The sequence below is a fragment of the Bacillus mycoides genome (genome assembly GCF_000832605.1).
Lineage (GTDB): Bacteria > Bacillota > Bacilli > Bacillales > Bacillaceae_G > Bacillus_A > Bacillus_A mycoides.
This window is the reverse complement of record NZ_CP009692.1, coordinates 410,001-426,676: the sequence shown is the minus strand read 5'-3', so window position 1 is coordinate 426,676 and position 16,676 is coordinate 410,001. Positions and strand designations below refer to the sequence as shown.

Below are 16,676 nucleotides of genomic sequence, written 5' to 3'. Positions count from 1 at the left end.
TTGTTTTGACAAAAAAACCAATAATCATCTTTTATAATAACAGTAATTAAACTATGCAGGTGGTGTTAAAAATATGCCTAAAGCAGGAAGGAATACTATGAATACAAGTGCATTGGCGATGAATGAAAGTCAGCTTGGAACAATAAAGTGGACGAGTAAGTTGCGAATGAAGTTTGAAAAAGTTTTCTTTAGATGGGGATTCATTATTGCTGTTATTGGTTTTCTTTTGGGACGAGCATATATATTAACAAACATTTTACCGTTTGCATTGCCGTTTTTTGCTGCTGTTTATGTTATGAAGCGAGATAAAATGCCGCTCGCGTTCTTAGCCCTAATGGGGGGAGCACTTTCAGTTTCAATAGATAATTTATTTTTTACTTTTGCATCTATCTTTACCTTCTTTATTTATAATATCTTCTTTAGTCGGTTTACACGTAAAACTGTTGGACTTGTACCATTCCAAGTATTTATCTCCGCATTAACCGCACATTTAGTTGTTGTATATTTTGCACAGCAAACCGTCACCATGTATGATCTGCTCGTCAGTACGATCGAAGCGGGGCTTAGCTTCGTATTAACGATGATATTTTTACAAAGTGTTCCGCTTTTAGTGGAAAGGAAAGGGAAGCAACAAGCGTTAGAAACAGAAGAAATTGTTTGTTTAATTATATTACTAGCATCTGTTTTAACGGGCACAACGGATTGGTTTGTTTATGATGCTTCTATTCAACATATTTTCACTAGATATTTAGTATTAGTATTTGCCTTTATTGCAGGGGCAGCTACAGGGTCCACGGTAGGAGTTGTCACTGGGTTAATATTAAGTTTAGCAAATGTGGCGAGCTTGTCTCAACTTAGTCTCCTTGCCTTTTCAGGATTGCTTGGGGGATTGTTAAAAGAAGGGAAGCGTATAGGAGTTAGTTTAGGTTTATTAATTGGTACAAGCTTAATTACATTATATGTAGACAAGCAAACAAGTATTGTAACAACTTTAATTGAATCTGGTGTAGCGATTGTTTTCTTCTTATTAACACCGAAGCTTGTTATGGATCGTATTGCTAAATTTATGCCGGGTACACAGGAACATTCACAGGATCAACAACAATATTTAAGAAGAGTGCGCGATGTTACAGCAAACAAAATCAATCAATTTGCTAATGTATTTGCTGCTTTGTCTAATAGCTTTTCTGTATACGGGTATGTGGAGGAGGAAGATAAAGAAACAGAAGCTGATTTATTTTTAAGTACAATTACTGCAAAAACATGTCAAACATGTTTTAAGAAGGATCAATGTTGGGTAGTTAATTTTGATAAAACATACGATTATATGAAACAAATAATGAGTGAAACAGAAGAAGGAACGCTGCAGCATAATCGGAAGTTAGTTCGTGAATGGGACAAGCATTGTGTGAGAGGGAAGAAAGTAACGGATTTAGTAGCGGGTGAATTAGATCACTTCTATGAGGGGCAGAAATTAAGAAAACAAATGAAGGAAAATCGTAGAATTGTAGCGGAGCAATTACTAGGTGTATCAAAAGTGATGGAGGATTTCGCTAAGGAGATACAACGAGAAAGAGAGAACCATCAAGCGCAGGAGGAGCAAATTTTACAAGCGTTTCGTGATTTTGGTGTCGAAGTGGAGCATGTTGATATTTATTGTTTAGATAGAGGAAGTATTGATATTGAAATGTTGATTCCGGCTGCATCTAATGAACATGGGGAATGTGAGAAGTTGGTTGCTCCAATGCTTTCAGATATTTTAAAAGAGAATATCGTCGTTAAGCATGAAGAGAAATCCTCATATCCAAATGGGCACAGTTTAATATCATTTGGTTCAGCGAAGACATATTCTCTTGATACAGGATTGGCCACAGCTGCAAAAGGTGGTGGGTTTATTTCAGGTGATTCCTACGCGATGATGGATTTGAGCGTTGGTAAATATGCACTTGCGATTAGTGATGGTATGGGAAATGGACAAAGGGCTCATATGGAGAGTAGGGAAACGGTAAAATTATTACAAAAGATACTTCAATCAGGTATTGATGAAGAAATAGCGATTAAGTCCATCAATTCGATTCTTTCTTTAAGGACGACAGAGGAGATGTATACAACGCTTGACTTGGCTATGGTAGATTTGCGGGATGCGAGTGCGAAGTTTTTAAAGATTGGATCGACGCCGAGTTTTGTTAAACGCGGAAATAATATTTTGAAAATTGAGGCAAGTAATTTGCCGATGGGAATCATTGAAGATGTTGAAGTTGATGTGGTTGGTGAGCAATTAAAAACGGGTGATCTTCTTATCATGATGAGTGACGGCATCTTTGAGGGAGCGCAACATGTGGAGAATCACGAATTATGGATAAAACGTAAAATTAAAGAACTACAAACAGAGGACCCACAGGAAATCGCTGATATTATTATGGAAGAAGTAATTCGCTCTGGTGATGGTTATATAAATGATGATATGACTATTGTGGTGGCGAAAGTAAAGAAAAATATGCCGAAGTGGGCTACGATTCCAATAGTAGGAATGCAGGCGCAATAAAATAATCAAAAAACCTAGGTAGATGCCTAGGTTTTTTTGATTAAAAAGGTAATGTGATTACTTTGTTAAATATACAGGAGGGATGTAAGATAAAAATATGGATTTTGTACATCTTTTTTTTGCACAATGTTTGTAAAAGTTGTACCATTATATACAAGGTAACTAATGTTGTTGTTCTTGTTTAATGAAAGGTGATTGCGAAGTTGAAAGATGCATTTGTTGAAAAAGTAGATGACTTTGTAAAGCAGCATGATGTATTAAAGAAACATTCAACAATTGTTGTAGGGGTTTCTGGTGGTCCTGACTCTTTGGCTCTTTTATATTATTTGTTAGAAAAAAGGGCAGAAAAACAGCTAGAAATTGTAGTAGCACATGTGGACCATATGTTTAGAGGTAATGAATCTTATGAGGATTTACAGTTTGTACAGGGTCTTTGCAAAGAGCTAGGAGTTATTTGTGAAACGCTAAGGATTAATGTGTCGCAATATCAACAGCAATATGGAATGAATGCACAAGTTGCAGCTAGAGAATGCAGATATGCATTTTTGGAAAGAATAATGAAGAAATATGATGCGAGATATGTAGCTCTTGGTCACCATGGAGATGATCAAGTAGAGACGATTTTAATGCGCCTTGTACGAGGGAGTACTCCGAAAGGATACGCAGGAATTGCAGTGAAGCGATCTTTTCATAATGGATATTTAATTAGGCCGTTACTTGGGGTAACTAAGGAAGAAATTGTTGATTACTGTAATAAATTAAAAGTTATTCCGCGTATAGATCCGAGTAATAAAAAAGAAGTATATACAAGGAATCGATTACGTAAATATGTCCTTCCTTATTTGAAAGAAGAAAATCCACAAATGCATGAGAAATTCCAAAAATTTAGCGTGCAGATGCAAGAGGATGAGGCTTATTTGCAGGAATTAGCTTTTGAGAAAATGAATAAAGTAATTACAAAAAAAAGCGATAAACAAATTAGCTTATCAATTCCTGCCTTTGAATCCATGTCTATGCCTTTACAAAGAAGAGGGATTCAACTAATATTAAACTATCTTTATGAATATAAGATTCCATCTTCGCTTTCTTCTATACATATTGACAAGGTGATTGAATTTTTTAAGCGGGCACAACCTTCAGGTTCACTAGATTTTCCAGGTGGTTTGAAAATTGTTCGCACATACGAAGAATGTGGTTTTGGATTTAAACAAGAAATTGTTTCTCCTTTTTCGCAAGATTTATCAGTACCTGGGACAATTATATTGCCGAATGGGGATAAACTTGTAACAGAGGTGAGCGAAGATATACCGAGTAACATGAATGAAACAGTATTTGTTGCTAAGTATAATGATATATCGTATCCACTTCGTATTCGGTCTAGGGAAAATGGAGATCGCATGTCAATGCAAGGTATGGATGGTACAAAAAAGATAAAAGCTGTTTTTATCGAAGCGAAAGTACCAAAAGAAAAAAGAGAAGAATGGCCGATCGTTTGTGACGCAAGTGGAAATATTATTTGGGTACCCTTGTTGAAACGATCTGCGTTTGCTACTTCGAAAGAGCTAGCAAAGAAGGGTAAATACATGATTATTCACTACAAAAGCAAGGAGTCTTCCGGGAGGATAATGAAATGATGAATCAAGATATCGAAAAAGTATTAATTTCTGAAGAACAAATACAAGAAAAGGTGCACGAACTAGGTGCAGTTATTGCAGAGGATTACAAAAATACAGTACCTCTTGCGATTGGTGTACTAAAGGGTGCAATGCCATTTATGGCGGATTTATTAAAGAGAACAGATACATATCTTGAAATGGATTTTATGGCTGTATCTAGCTACGGTCACTCTACAGTTTCGACAGGCGAAGTAAAAATCTTAAAAGATCTTGATACTTCGGTAGAAGGTCGCGATATTTTAATCGTTGAAGATATTATTGATAGCGGTCTTACACTAAGCTATTTAGTGGATCTGTTTAAATATCGTAAAGCGAAATCTGTAAAAATTGTTACTTTATTAGATAAGCCAACAGGCCGTAAGGTTGATCTGAAAGCAGATTATGTTGGATTTACTGTTCCTCATGAATTTGTTGTAGGATATGGATTAGATTATAAAGAGCAGTACCGTAATCTTCCTTATGTAGGAGTATTAAAACCAAGTGTTTACTCAAATTAATTAAATATAGGCGTTACAATTGTATAGGAAATTTTTTTTATGTTACGATTTACTATAGTGTTTATGCCGTGAGAGGAGGTTAGGAATGAATCGTATCTTCCGTAATACCATCTTTTATTTACTGATATTCTTAGTAGTAATTGGAATCGTGAGCTATTTTAATGGTTCGACGCAAAAAACGACATCAGTTAGCTACGATAAATTCATTACTCAACTTGAAAAAGGTGAAGTGCGTAATGTGCAGCTTCAACCGAAAAATGGTGTGTTTGAGGTAAAGGGACAATTCAAGACTTCTAGCCAAGGAGAACAATTTGTTACTTATGCACCAAATACTGAGGAATTACAAAAGAAAATTAATGATAAAGCGCAAGGGGCTGAAGTTAAGTATCAACCAGCAGAAGAAACAAGTGCTTGGGTAACGTTCTTTACTTCTATCATTCCGTTTGTCATTATCTTCATTTTATTCTTCTTCTTATTAAACCAAGCTCAGGGCGGCGGTAGCCGTGTTATGAACTTCGGGAAAAGTAAGGCGAAGCTATACAATGATGAAAAGAAAAAAATTCGTTTCAGAGATGTTGCTGGAGCGGATGAAGAGAAACAAGAACTTGTTGAGGTAGTTGAATTCTTGAAAGACCCTCGTAAGTTCGCTGAAGTTGGTGCCCGTATTCCGAAGGGTGTTCTATTAGTGGGACCTCCAGGTACAGGTAAAACTTTACTAGCACGTGCTGTTGCAGGTGAAGCAGGCGTTCCGTTCTTCTCTATTAGTGGTTCTGACTTCGTAGAGATGTTCGTCGGTGTCGGTGCATCCCGTGTACGTGATTTATTTGAAAATGCAAAGAAAAATGCTCCTTGTATCATTTTCATTGATGAAATTGATGCAGTGGGACGTCAACGTGGCGCGGGTCTTGGCGGTGGTCATGATGAGCGTGAACAAACGTTGAACCAATTGCTTGTTGAAATGGATGGATTCGGTGCAAACGAAGGTATTATTATCATCGCTGCGACAAACCGTCCTGATATTCTTGATCCAGCGTTATTACGTCCAGGTCGTTTTGACCGTCAAATTACAGTAGATCGTCCAGATGTAAATGGTCGTGAAGCTGTACTTAAGGTACACGCTCGTAATAAACCGCTTGATGAGAATGTCAACTTAAGAGCAATTGCAACTCGTACACCAGGATTCTCTGGTGCCGATCTTGAAAACTTATTAAACGAAGCTGCTTTAGTAGCTGCGCGTCAAGATAAGAAGAAAATTGATATGAGTGACATCGATGAAGCGACGGATCGTGTTATTGCAGGTCCAGCTAAGAAAAGTCGCGTTATCTCTGAAAAAGAACGTAATATCGTTGCATTCCATGAGGCTGGCCATACTGTAATTGGTGTTGTTCTTGATGAAGCAGATATCGTTCATAAAGTAACAATTGTCCCTCGTGGTCAAGCTGGTGGATATGCGGTAATGCTTCCGAAGGAAGATCGTTACTTCATGACAAAACCAGAGTTACTTGATAAAATCACTGGTTTACTTGGTGGTCGAGTAGCTGAGGAGATTGTATTTGGTGAAGCAAGTACAGGTGCTCACAACGACTTCCAACGTGCGACTGGTATTGCAAGACGTATGGTTACAGAATTCGGGATGAGTGATAAGCTTGGACCGATGCAATTTGGTAGCTCACAAGGTGGTCAGGTATTCTTAGGAAGAGACTTCCATTCAGAACAAAACTACAGTGATGCAATCGCGCATGAAATTGATGTGGAAATGCAAATAATTATTAAAGACTGTTATGCTCGCGCGAAACAAATTCTTACTGAAAAACGAGATAAGCTTGATATTATCGCAAAAACGTTACTTGAAGTAGAAACATTAGATGCAGAGCAAATTAATCATTTATATGATTATGGCAGATTACCTGAGCGTCCAACATCTTCAGATGATGTGAAAGTAAACATCAATATGAAGAAAGACGATGAAGATACAGAAGATAAGTAAGAAAAAAAGGAGTGACAATAGTCACTCTTTTTTTTGTGGAATGAATTTAAGTGGCAAAAAAAATTGAATGAAACTATTATTAAAAATTGAAATAGAGAGTAATCTTTTTGTACAATGATGAGTATAGAAAAACTGATTATATAAGTATGTGTGATATGATGTTTTTGTAAGTTTTATACATACTGCGCAAATATAGATTAAATAAGATAAGTGGTGAGAATATGATTTTTGTATTGGATGTAGGGAACACAAATGCGGTACTAGGTGTGTTTGAAGAGGGGGAACTTCGTCAGCATTGGCGCATGGAAACAGATCGTCATAAAACAGAAGATGAGTATGGGATGCTTGTAAAGCAGTTACTTGAGCATGAAGGTCTTTCTTTTGAAGATGTGAAAGGTATTATTGTGTCTTCAGTCGTACCGCCAATTATGTTCGCTTTAGAGCGTATGTGTGAAAAGTATTTTAAAATTAAACCGCTTGTAGTGGGGCCTGGGATAAAAACTGGCTTGAATATTAAATATGAAAATCCACGTGAAGTAGGCGCGGACCGAATTGTAAATGCAGTAGCAGGAATCCACTTATATGGAAGTCCGCTTATTATTGTTGATTTTGGTACGGCTACTACATATTGTTATATTAACGAAGAGAAGCATTATATGGGTGGCGTCATTACGCCGGGAATTATGATTTCGGCAGAGGCTTTATATAGCAGGGCAGCAAAGCTTCCTCGTATTGAAATTACAAAACCGGGTAGTGTTATCGGGAAGAATACAGTAAGTGCAATGCAATCAGGTATTCTTTATGGATACGTTGGACAAGTGGAAGGTATTGTTAAGCGTATGAAGGAAGAAGCTAAGCAAGAACCGAAAGTTATTGCAACAGGTGGATTAGCAAAATTAATTTCAGAAGAATCAAATGTAATTGATATTGTAGATCCGTTTTTAACGTTAAAAGGTTTGTATATGTTATATGAGCGTAATGCAAATTTACAACATGAGAAGGGTGAATAAATAAGTATGAAAGATTATTTAGTAAAAGCGTTAGCGTTTAATGGAGAGGTTCGTGCTTATAGTGTACGTACAACAAATACAGTAAGTGAGGCGCAAAAGCGTCATGATACATGGAGAACAGCTTCAGCGGCACTTGGTCGTTCTTTAACTGCGGGTACAATGATGGGTGCTATGTTAAAAGGCGAGCAGAAGTTAACGATTAAAGTAGAGGGTAACGGCCCGATTGGTCCTATCTTAGTCGATGCTCATGCAAATGGGGATGTACGTGGTTATGTAACGAATCCGCATGTTGATTTTGAAGGGACGGAACAAGGGAAATTACGTGTATATCAAGCGGTAGGTACAGAAGGATTTGTAACGGTAATTAAAGATATCGGTATGCGTGAACCGTTTATTGGTCAATCTCCCATTGTTTCAGGAGAACTAGGGGAAGATTTCACATATTATTTCGCGGTTTCTGAGCAGACGCCTTCTTCTGTAGGTGTTGGTGTTCTTGTAAATGGAGATGATAGCGTATTAGCGGCGGGTGGATTCATTCTTCAAATTATGCCAGGTGCGCAGGAAGAAACAATTTCATTTATTGAAGAGCGTCTTCAACAAATCCCGCCAGTATCACAATTAATCGAACAAGGTCTTTCTCCAGAAGAATTACTGTATGAAGTGCTTGGAGAAGATAAAGTGAAAGTGCTAGAAACAATGGATGTTCAATTTAATTGTACATGTTCACGTGAGCGTATTGAAAGTGTGCTAATTAGTTTAGGTAAAGCGGAGTTAGAACAAATTCGTGCAGAAGAAGAAGAGACGGAAGTTCACTGTCACTTCTGTAATGAACGACATAAATTCGCTAAAGAAGATATTACAAGTCTAATTGAGAAGCTGTAATAAAGAAGTTTAGGTGGAGAATCAGCCGCCCAAATAGATTGACAAACAGGGAATTTTCTGACAAAATCTAAATATAGATAAAACCAATAAAAATACTCGGTGTTAGGAGTGACAGGAATGCGAGTGGCACAATCAGTTTCAGAATTAATCGGGAAAACGCCGATCGTTAAGTTGAACCGCATCGTAGAATCAGACAGCGCAGATGTATATTTAAAATTAGAATTTATGAATCCGGGGAGCAGTGTTAAAGATCGTATCGCGTTAGCTATGATTGAAGATGCTGAAAATAAAGGATTATTAAAAGAGGGCGATACAATCATTGAGCCGACAAGTGGTAACACAGGTATTGGCTTAGCGATGGTAGCAGCTGCTAAAGGATATAAGGCAATTTTAGTAATGCCAGAAACAATGAGTATTGAGCGTCGTAATTTATTACGCGCTTACGGTGCTGAATTAGTATTGACTCCAGGACCTGAAGGAATGGGCGGAGCAATTCGAAAGGCAACTGAATTAGCAGAAGAACATGGGTACTTTATACCACAACAGTTCCAAAATCAAGCGAATCCAGAAATCCATCGTATAACAACAGGTCCAGAAATTGTTGAACAGATGGGGGATCAATTAGATGCTTTTATCGCAGGTATTGGTACAGGTGGAACAATTACAGGTGCCGGTGAAGTGCTGAAAGAGGCTTATAAAGATATCAAAATTTACGCGGTAGAACCTGCGGATTCACCAGTATTATCTGGTGGAAAGCCAGGACCACATAAGATCCAAGGAATTGGAGCGGGGTTTGTTCCGGAGACATTGGATGTAGAGGTATATGATGAAATTATTCAAGTGAAAACGGAGCAAGCGTTCGAATATGCGAGAAGAGTGGCTAAAGAAGAAGGTATTTTAGTTGGTATCTCTTCGGGAGCAGTCGTTTATGCAGCGACAGAAGTTGCGAAGAAATTAGGTAAAGGGAAAAAGGTACTTGTTATTATCCCAAGTAACGGTGAACGATATTTAAGTACACCACTTTATCAATTTGAGTCATAAGTGAATGTGATTTGAAAAGCATCCTTAAAAAAGGATGCTTTTTCTTTTTTGATTGGAAAAAGGAAAAGAGTGAATGACTAGAAAACTTCATGTAAAATAAGAAGTAGTATAATTAATTTATTTTCACTAGCCCTCAAGTATAGTCATTCTCTATATAAATAATTTTATGTAGTTTGATTTGATTGGCTTAAGAGGGTGGGATAACAGAAGACGGGGTGTTGATATGCAACGAAGAAAATCTTTAGCGCTTTCTATTCCATATCAGTTAGATTTCTTTAAGCAATATAAATTTCTTTCTCAGGATAAGCCGCAACATATTTTGTTAGAAAGTGGACGTGGTGGTCGTTATAATATTGTTGGGCTGGATCCAGTAGCGGTAATTCAGGGTAAGAATGAGACGTTACATATAAGTGAAAGTGGTAAGGAAACAATAAAGCGAGGGAATCCGTTAGATTTAATGCAAGCGTATATGGAGAAATGGAAAACGGATTATAATCCGGAGTACCCACCTTTTCAAGGTGGGGCAATTGGATACTTTAGTTATGATTGTATCCGTTATATTGAAAAACTTTCTTCTCTTGCGAAGGATGATATTAATATACCTGACATATTCTTTTTGTTATTTGATGACGTGTTTGTGTATGATCAACAGGAGAGAGTGTTATGGATTATTACGCATTATGTAGATGAGTGTGAAGAGGCAGAAGAACGATTAAATGAATGGAAGGGTCTTTGGATGAAAGAAGCCCCCGAAGTGACTATGCCGTTTGAATCTCCTGAAAAGAAAAATGAAGCAGTCGCTTTTACGGAAGAGGGCTTTATGAAGGCCGTTGAACGTATTCAAGAATATATTGGAGCGGGTGATGTGTTTCAAGTAAACTTGTCGACAAGACAAGAAAGAACATTACAAACACATCCACTAGAAATATATACAAGTCTTCGTGAAATTAATCCATCTCCATATATGGGTTACTTGGAGTTTGGAGATTTTCAAATTGTTAGTGCTTCGCCTGAATTGCTAATTAAAAAGCAAGGAAAAGAAGTGAGTACAAGACCGATTGCTGGTACGCGCTCTCGAGGAGCAAGTGAGCAAGAGGATGAAGAATTAGCGAAAGAATTAATTGAAAATGAAAAGGAAAGAGCAGAGCATGTAATGCTTGTGGATTTAGAACGAAATGACTTGGGCCGGGTTTGTAAATATGGCACTGTTGAAGTAGATGAATTTATGGTAATTGAAAAATACTCACACGTTATGCATATTGTTTCTAATGTGCGTGGTGAGGTGGAAGCAGATAAAGATGCTTTCGATTTGGTGAAGGCTGTATTTCCTGGTGGGACAATTACCGGTGCCCCGAAAATACGTACGATGGAAATCATTGAAGAATTAGAACCTGTTCGCCGAGGAATTTATACGGGTTCAATTGGTTGGATTGGTTATTCTGGAGATACGGAATTGAATATTGTAATCCGAACACTACTTGCTAAAGATGGACAAGCGCATGTGCAAGCTGGAGCGGGTATTGTAATTGATTCAAATCCAAAAGATGAATATAAAGAGTCGTTAAAAAAAGCAATCGCTTTATGGCGTGCAAAAGAAAGTAGCGAAGAAACGGTTAGGTGAGAGAAATGATATTAATGATTGATAATTATGATTCTTTTACATTTAATTTAGTGCAATTTCTTGGAGAACTTGGACAAGAGCTTGTTGTTAAGCGTAATGATGAAGTGACTATTTCGGATATTGAGAATATGAAACCAGATTTTTTAATGATTTCGCCAGGTCCATGTAGTCCTAATGAGGCGGGAATCAGTATGGAGGTTATTAAATATTTTGCAGGTAAGCTTCCGATTTTTGGGGTCTGTCTTGGACATCAATCAATTGCGCAAGTATTTGGAGGGGATGTTGTCAGGGCAGAGCGTTTGATGCATGGAAAAACATCTTTAATGCATCATGATGGGCAGACGATTTTTTCTGATATCCCAAATCCATTTACCGCGACACGTTATCACTCTCTTATCGTTAAAAAAGAGACGTTACCGAATTGTTTAGAGATAACATCTTGGACTGAAGAAGGTGAAATTATGGCGCTTCGTCATAAAACGTTGCCGATTGAAGGGGTACAATTCCATCCGGAATCTATTATGACTTCTCATGGGAAAGAGTTGCTACAGAATTTCATTCGCAAATATAGCCCAAGTGTGACATCGTGTTAATTTACGTAAATGGCGCGTATGTAGAAGCGAGTGAAGCGAAAATTTCTCCTTATGACCACGGTTACCTATATGGACTTGGGGTTTTTGAGACATTTCGTATTTATAATGGTCATCCCTTTTTATTGGATGATCATTATGAACGCTTAATGGATGCGCTAGATATATTGCAAATCAAATGGACAATGACAAAAGATGAAGTGATGCTTATTTTAAAGAATCTACTTGTTAAGAATGGGTTAAAGCATGCATATGTGCGCTTAAATGTATCGGCGGGTATAGATGAAATAGGATTACAAACGGAAGTATATGAAGAACCGTCTGTTATTGTTTTTATAAAACCTTTAGCATCTCCAGGGAATGTAGTGGAAAAAGAAGGAGTTATTTTAAAGCAAGTGAGAAATACACCAGAGGGTGCATTTCGCTTGAAGTCCCATCATTATTTAAATAATATTTTAGGGAAACGCGAAATTGGAAATGTTGTGAATAAGGAAGGTATTTTTCTTACCGAAACAGGTTATGTTGCAGAGGGTATTGTTTCGAATCTCTTTTTTGTTAAAGGAGATATTTTATATACTCCTTCATTAGAAACAGGGATTTTAAACGGAATCACTCGTGCGTTTATTATAAAGGCTGCTGAAGAGCTAGATATAGAAGTAAAGGAAGGTTTCTTTACAAAAGATGAATTGCTTTCAGCGGATGAAGTGTTCGTAACGAACTCTATTCAAGAGATTGTCCCTCTTTATCGTATAGAGGAGAAAGATTTCCCGGGTAAAGTGGGAGTGGTTACAAAAAGACTTATGGATCTTTATGGAGTGCAGAGAGAGAGATTGTGGAGCAGAAATGAATTGCGAAGAGGAGATGTGTAGTTTGAAGTGGGATTATGATTTGCGCTGCGGCGAATATACATTGAACTTAAATGAAAAGACATTAATTATGGGGATTTTAAATGTAACGCCAGATTCATTTTCTGATGGTGGGAGTTACAACGAAGTAGATGCTGCGGTGCGACATGCGAAAGAAATGAAAAGTGAAGGTGCCCATATTATTGATATTGGCGGCGAATCTACCCGCCCGGGTTTCGCTAAAGTTTCAGTAGAAGAGGAAATAAAGCGAGTTGTTCCAATGATTCAGGCAGTGTCAAAAGAAGTAAAGCTACCTATTTCTATTGATACGTATAAAGCTGAGGTTGCGAAACAAGCGATTGAAGCTGGTGCTCATATTATTAATGATATTTGGGGAGCGAAGGTGGAACCGAGGATTGCTGAAGTTGCAGCCTATTATGATGTGCCCATTATCTTAATGCATAACCGAGATAATATGAATTACCGCAATTTAATGGCCGATATGATTGCTGATTTGTATGAAAGTATTAAAATTGCTAAAGATGCTGGTGTGCGAGATGAGAATATTATTTTAGACCCAGGTATCGGTTTTGCGAAAACACCTGAGCAAAATTTAGAAGCGATGCGCAATTTAGAACAGTTAAATGTACTGGGTTACCCAGTTCTCTTAGGTACTTCAAGAAAGTCCTTTATTGGCCATGTGTTAGATTTGCCAGTGGAGGAACGTCTTGAAGGAACGGGAGCTACCGTTTGTCTTGGTATTGAAAAGGGCTGTGAGTTTATCCGTGTTCATGATGTGAAAGAAATGGCGCGTATGGCTAAGATGATGGACGCGATGATTGGTAAGGGGGCAAAGTAATTGGATAAAATTTATATCCATGATATGGAGTTTTACGGTTATCATGGTGTATTCCCAGAAGAAAATAAATTGGGTCAGAGATTTAAAGTGGATTTAACGGTGGAGTTGGATTTAAAACGTGCAGGAGAAAGCGACGACTTAGAGTATTCTGTCAATTACGGGGAGCTTTTCGAACTATGTAGAAAAGTGGTTGAAGATAGAACGTATAAGCTTGTAGAGAGTATTGCTGAAAATATCGCTACAGATATATTGAAACAATATGAGAGTATTTCACAGTGTACAATTAAGGTAATTAAACCGGATCCGCCGATACCGGGACATTATCGTGCTGTAGCGGTAGAAATTACGAGAGAACGTCCATGAATAATATAGCGTACATTGCATTAGGTTCCAATATTGGGGAGCGTTATACTTATTTAACTGAAGCAATTCAGTTTTTAAATAAAAACCAGCATATCCAAGTTGATGATGTTTCGTCTGTATATGAAACTGATCCGGTTGGCTATACTGACCAAAATTGCTTTTTAAATTTAGTTATAAAAATTTCTACCAATTTATCACCGCAAGAATTATTGAAAGTAACACAAAAGGTAGAGAATGACCTAGGAAGAAAAAGGGAAATTAGATGGGGCCCGAGGACCATCGACCTTGACATTTTACTATATAATCAAGAAAATATTGAAGCAGAGAATCTGATTGTTCCGCATCCGCGGATGTTCGAAAGAGCTTTTGTTATCGTTCCGTTGTTAGAGATTAATCAAGATATAAAACAAAATATTTCACGTTCACAAGTAGAAGAAATGAAAAGGCGAGAGGGAGTAACGGTATGGAAGCAGAAAAATGGGGAAGACGCATTCGTGCTTTTCGAAAGCTAAAAGGCTATACGCAAGAAGGTTTTGCGAAAGAATTAGGGGTATCTGTATCGGTTTTAGGTGAAGTTGAGAGGGGCAATAGATCACCTTCCCAAGATTTTGTAGTAGAAGTCGCTAAAACATTAAACGTTTCAATAGACGAATTGATGCCAAAGTGACCGTAAAGGAAGGAGTAAGTCGGGTGTTAAAGATTGCAAATATTGAGATGAAAAATCCAGTTGTACTAGCACCGATGGCGGGAGTGTGTAACTCTGCATTCCGTTTGACGGTAAAAGAATTTGGTGCAGGTTTAGTTTGTGCTGAAATGGTAAGTGATAAGGCAATATTACTTAATAACAAAAGAACATTAGATATGTTATATATCGATGAGAGAGAAAAGCCATTAAGTTTACAAATTTTTGGTGGAGAGAAAGAAACTCTTGTAGATGCTGCGAAATACGTAGATAAATATACGACAGCAGACATTATTGATATTAATATGGGGTGCCCAGTACCGAAAATCACTAAGTGTGATGCAGGAGCAAAGTGGCTTTTAGACCCAAATAAAATATATGAGATGGTAGCGGCGGTTGTAGATGCTGTTGAAAAGCCAGTTACAGTTAAAATGCGTATTGGTTGGGATGAAGAACATATTTTCGCAATAGAAAATGCTAGAGCTGTTGAGCGTGCTGGTGGACAAGCGATAGCGGTTCATGGGCGTACACGAGTGCAAATGTATGAAGGTAAAGCGGATTGGAATATTATTAAACAAGTAAAGCAGGCTGTAAATATTCCGGTTATCGGAAATGGTGATGTCGAAACACCACAAGATGCAAAGCGTATGCTTGATGAAATTGGTGTAGATGGTGTTATGATTGGTCGCGCTGCTCTTGGAGATCCGTGGATGATTTATCGTACGGTAAAGTATTTAGAGACAGGTGAGTTAATGCCGGAACCAACAGTGCGTGAGAAAATTGATGTATGTATGTTGCATCTAGATCGTCTTATCGATTTAAAGAACGAAAATGTTGCCGTAAGAGAGATGAGAAAGCATGCAGCTTGGTATTTAAAAGGTGTTCGTGGTAATGCGAGTGTGCGTAATGGTATCAATACTTGCGACACACGTGAGGACCTTGCGAATGTATTAGGTGCATTTGTAGAAGAAGTAGAAGCGAAACAACAAACAATTTATGTTGGTTAATAAGGGGGCATAGGAGATTGACATTCTTCTATACACTTCCTATAATTACGTGAAAGAAAGAAGAACTGCCAGTTAGTTGCTGGCAGTTTTTCTAGTTGAGTAGAAAATGCTATACTGTATATATTGTAAAAATTAATAGAGCTGGAGTGATATTAATATCATGGATAACATGAACCACGAAGAATTAAACGACCAATTGCTTGTTCGTCGTGAAAAGCTACATAATTTACGTGAGCAAGGAATCGATCCGTTCGGTAAACGATTTGAACGCACAAATTCAACAACTGACTTAGTAAGTCTATATGGAGAATTCTCTAAAGAAGAATTAGAAGAGAAAGAAATTACTGTTTCTATCGCTGGTCGTATTATGACAAAACGCGGTAAAGGAAAAGCGGGATTTGCGCATATTCAAGATTTACAGGGGCAAGTTCAAATTTATGTTCGTAAAGATACTGTTGGAGATGAAGAGTACGAATTATTTACGACAGCAGATTTAGGTGACTTAGTAGGTATTGAAGGTAAAGTGTTCAAAACAAACGTTGGAGAACTTTCAGTAAAAGCAATAGGATTTACACTTTTAACGAAATCCCTTCGTCCATTACCGGATAAATACCATGGATTAAAAGATGTTGAACAACGCTATCGTCAACGTTACTTGGACTTAATTACAAGTATGGAAAGCCGTGAAACGTTCGTTACCCGTAGTAAAATCATTCGTGAAATGAGAAGATATTTAGATGACAACGGTTATCTTGAAGTAGAAACGCCTATGATGCACGCGATTGCAGGTGGAGCATCTGCTCGTCCTTTCACTACACACCATAATGCGTTAGATATGGAATTATATATGCGTATCGCAATTGAACTTCATTTAAAACGTCTTATTGTGGGTGGATTAGAAAAGGTTTATGAGATCGGCCGTGTATTCCGTAATGAGGGTGTATCAACTCGTCATAACCCTGAGTTTACGATGATTGAATTATATGAAGCGTACGCTGATTATAATGATATTATGAAACTAACAGAAAATATGGTTGCTCATATCGCGAAAAAAGTATTGGGTACAACAAC

The 16,676-nt window shown here is 37.6% G+C and carries 16 protein-coding genes (1 of these 16 only partly in view); all 16 read left to right on the top strand.

Annotated elements, in window-relative coordinates:
* The first annotated feature begins 73 nt into the window (after nt 1-73).
* Nucleotides 74-2,545 carry a stage II sporulation protein E gene (spoIIE, locus tag BG05_RS04065; RefSeq protein ID WP_002091571.1) on the top strand — a complete coding sequence of 824 codons (2,472 nt, stop codon included), beginning with the start codon at nt 74-76 and terminating at the stop codon, nt 2,543-2,545.
* Nucleotides 2,546-2,748: 203 nt separating this feature from the next.
* Nucleotides 2,749-4,179 carry a tRNA lysidine(34) synthetase TilS gene (tilS, locus tag BG05_RS04060; protein ID WP_002107305.1) on the top strand — a complete coding sequence of 477 codons (1,431 nt, stop codon included), beginning with the start codon at nt 2,749-2,751 and terminating at the stop codon, nt 4,177-4,179.
* Nucleotides 4,176-4,718 (top strand): hypoxanthine phosphoribosyltransferase, encoded by a 543-nt coding sequence (gene hpt, locus BG05_RS04055; protein ID WP_002124550.1) that lies wholly within the window; start codon nt 4,176-4,178, stop codon nt 4,716-4,718. Before tilS ends, hpt begins: the two co-directional genes overlap by 4 nt.
* 85 nt (nt 4,719-4,803) lie before the next feature.
* The gene (gene ftsH / locus BG05_RS04050; RefSeq protein ID WP_002091565.1) at nt 4,804-6,705 is read left to right on the top strand and encodes an ATP-dependent zinc metalloprotease FtsH; all 1,902 of its coding nucleotides are present in this window, start codon (nt 4,804-4,806) and stop codon (nt 6,703-6,705) included.
* A gap of 221 nt (nt 6,706-6,926) precedes the next feature.
* The gene (locus tag BG05_RS04045; RefSeq protein WP_002009692.1) at nt 6,927-7,715 is read left to right on the top strand and encodes a type III pantothenate kinase; all 789 of its coding nucleotides are present in this window, start codon (nt 6,927-6,929) and stop codon (nt 7,713-7,715) included.
* Between the two features lie 6 nt (nt 7,716-7,721).
* Nucleotides 7,722-8,597: a redox-regulated molecular chaperone HslO gene (gene hslO / locus BG05_RS04040; RefSeq protein ID WP_002009693.1), complete on the top strand. Its 876-nt coding sequence runs from the start codon at nt 7,722-7,724 to the stop codon at nt 8,595-8,597.
* Between the two features lie 117 nt (nt 8,598-8,714).
* On the top strand, nt 8,715-9,638 hold the full coding sequence (gene cysK / locus BG05_RS04035) for a cysteine synthase A (RefSeq protein WP_002130221.1): 924 nt from the start codon (nt 8,715-8,717) through the stop codon (nt 9,636-9,638).
* Between the two features lie 223 nt (nt 9,639-9,861).
* The gene (gene trpE / locus BG05_RS04030) at nt 9,862-11,259 is read left to right on the top strand and encodes an anthranilate synthase component I (RefSeq protein WP_002130223.1); all 1,398 of its coding nucleotides are present in this window, start codon (nt 9,862-9,864) and stop codon (nt 11,257-11,259) included.
* Between the two features lie 5 nt (nt 11,260-11,264).
* Nucleotides 11,265-11,852: an aminodeoxychorismate/anthranilate synthase component II gene (pabA, locus tag BG05_RS04025; RefSeq protein WP_002130225.1), complete on the top strand. Its 588-nt coding sequence runs from the start codon at nt 11,265-11,267 to the stop codon at nt 11,850-11,852.
* Nucleotides 11,846-12,718 (top strand): aminodeoxychorismate lyase, encoded by an 873-nt coding sequence (gene pabC, locus BG05_RS04020; protein ID WP_002130226.1) that lies wholly within the window; start codon nt 11,846-11,848, stop codon nt 12,716-12,718. The genes pabA and pabC overlap by 7 nt, the downstream gene beginning before the upstream one ends.
* Complete coding sequence (folP, locus tag BG05_RS04015) at nt 12,693-13,553, top strand: dihydropteroate synthase (RefSeq protein WP_002130227.1); 861 nt, start codon at nt 12,693-12,695, stop codon at nt 13,551-13,553. The genes pabC and folP overlap by 26 nt, the downstream gene beginning before the upstream one ends.
* Nucleotides 13,554-13,916, top strand: coding sequence for a dihydroneopterin aldolase (gene folB, locus BG05_RS04010; RefSeq protein ID WP_002130228.1), 363 nt, complete (start codon nt 13,554-13,556; stop codon nt 13,914-13,916).
* Nucleotides 13,913-14,428, top strand: a complete 516-nt coding sequence (folK, locus tag BG05_RS04005; protein WP_002130229.1) for a 2-amino-4-hydroxy-6-hydroxymethyldihydropteridine diphosphokinase — start codon at nt 13,913-13,915, stop codon at nt 14,426-14,428. The genes folB and folK overlap by 4 nt, the downstream gene beginning before the upstream one ends.
* Nucleotides 14,380-14,583 (top strand): helix-turn-helix domain-containing protein, encoded by a 204-nt coding sequence (locus BG05_RS04000; RefSeq protein ID WP_002009706.1) that lies wholly within the window; start codon nt 14,380-14,382, stop codon nt 14,581-14,583. Before folK ends, BG05_RS04000 begins: the two co-directional genes overlap by 49 nt.
* Before the next feature lie 23 nt (nt 14,584-14,606).
* On the top strand, nt 14,607-15,605 hold the full coding sequence (dusB, locus tag BG05_RS03995; RefSeq protein WP_002009708.1) for a tRNA dihydrouridine synthase DusB: 999 nt from the start codon (nt 14,607-14,609) through the stop codon (nt 15,603-15,605).
* 160 nt (nt 15,606-15,765) lie between these two features.
* Nucleotides 15,766-16,676, top strand: the 5' portion of a protein-coding gene (gene lysS / locus BG05_RS03990; protein ID WP_002009709.1) for a lysine--tRNA ligase. 589 nt of this gene lie beyond the right edge of the window; 911 of the gene's 1,500 nt are visible here — the first part of the coding sequence; its start codon is at nt 15,766-15,768; its stop codon lies off the right edge, out of view.

Bases quoted from the DNA above. Each gene is read 5' to 3' on its own strand.
- hslO (WP_002009693.1), top strand. From the start codon at position 7,722: ATGAAAGATTATTTAGTAAAAGCGTTAGCGTTTAATGGAGAGGTTCGT.
- spoIIE (WP_002091571.1), top strand. From the start codon at position 74: ATGCCTAAAGCAGGAAGGAATACTATGAATACAAGTGCATTGGCGATG.
- trpE (WP_002130223.1), top strand. From the start codon at position 9,862: ATGCAACGAAGAAAATCTTTAGCGCTTTCTATTCCATATCAGTTAGAT.
- hpt (WP_002124550.1), top strand. From the start codon at position 4,176: ATGATGAATCAAGATATCGAAAAAGTATTAATTTCTGAAGAACAAATA.
- ftsH (WP_002091565.1), top strand. From the start codon at position 4,804: ATGAATCGTATCTTCCGTAATACCATCTTTTATTTACTGATATTCTTA.
- cysK (WP_002130221.1), top strand. From the start codon at position 8,715: ATGCGAGTGGCACAATCAGTTTCAGAATTAATCGGGAAAACGCCGATC.
- folK (WP_002130229.1), top strand. From the start codon at position 13,913: ATGAATAATATAGCGTACATTGCATTAGGTTCCAATATTGGGGAGCGT.
- BG05_RS04045 (WP_002009692.1), top strand. From the start codon at position 6,927: ATGATTTTTGTATTGGATGTAGGGAACACAAATGCGGTACTAGGTGTG.
- BG05_RS04000 (WP_002009706.1), top strand. From the start codon at position 14,380: ATGGAAGCAGAAAAATGGGGAAGACGCATTCGTGCTTTTCGAAAGCTA.
- folP (WP_002130227.1), top strand. From the start codon at position 12,693: ATGAATTGCGAAGAGGAGATGTGTAGTTTGAAGTGGGATTATGATTTG.
- pabA (WP_002130225.1), top strand. From the start codon at position 11,265: ATGATATTAATGATTGATAATTATGATTCTTTTACATTTAATTTAGTG.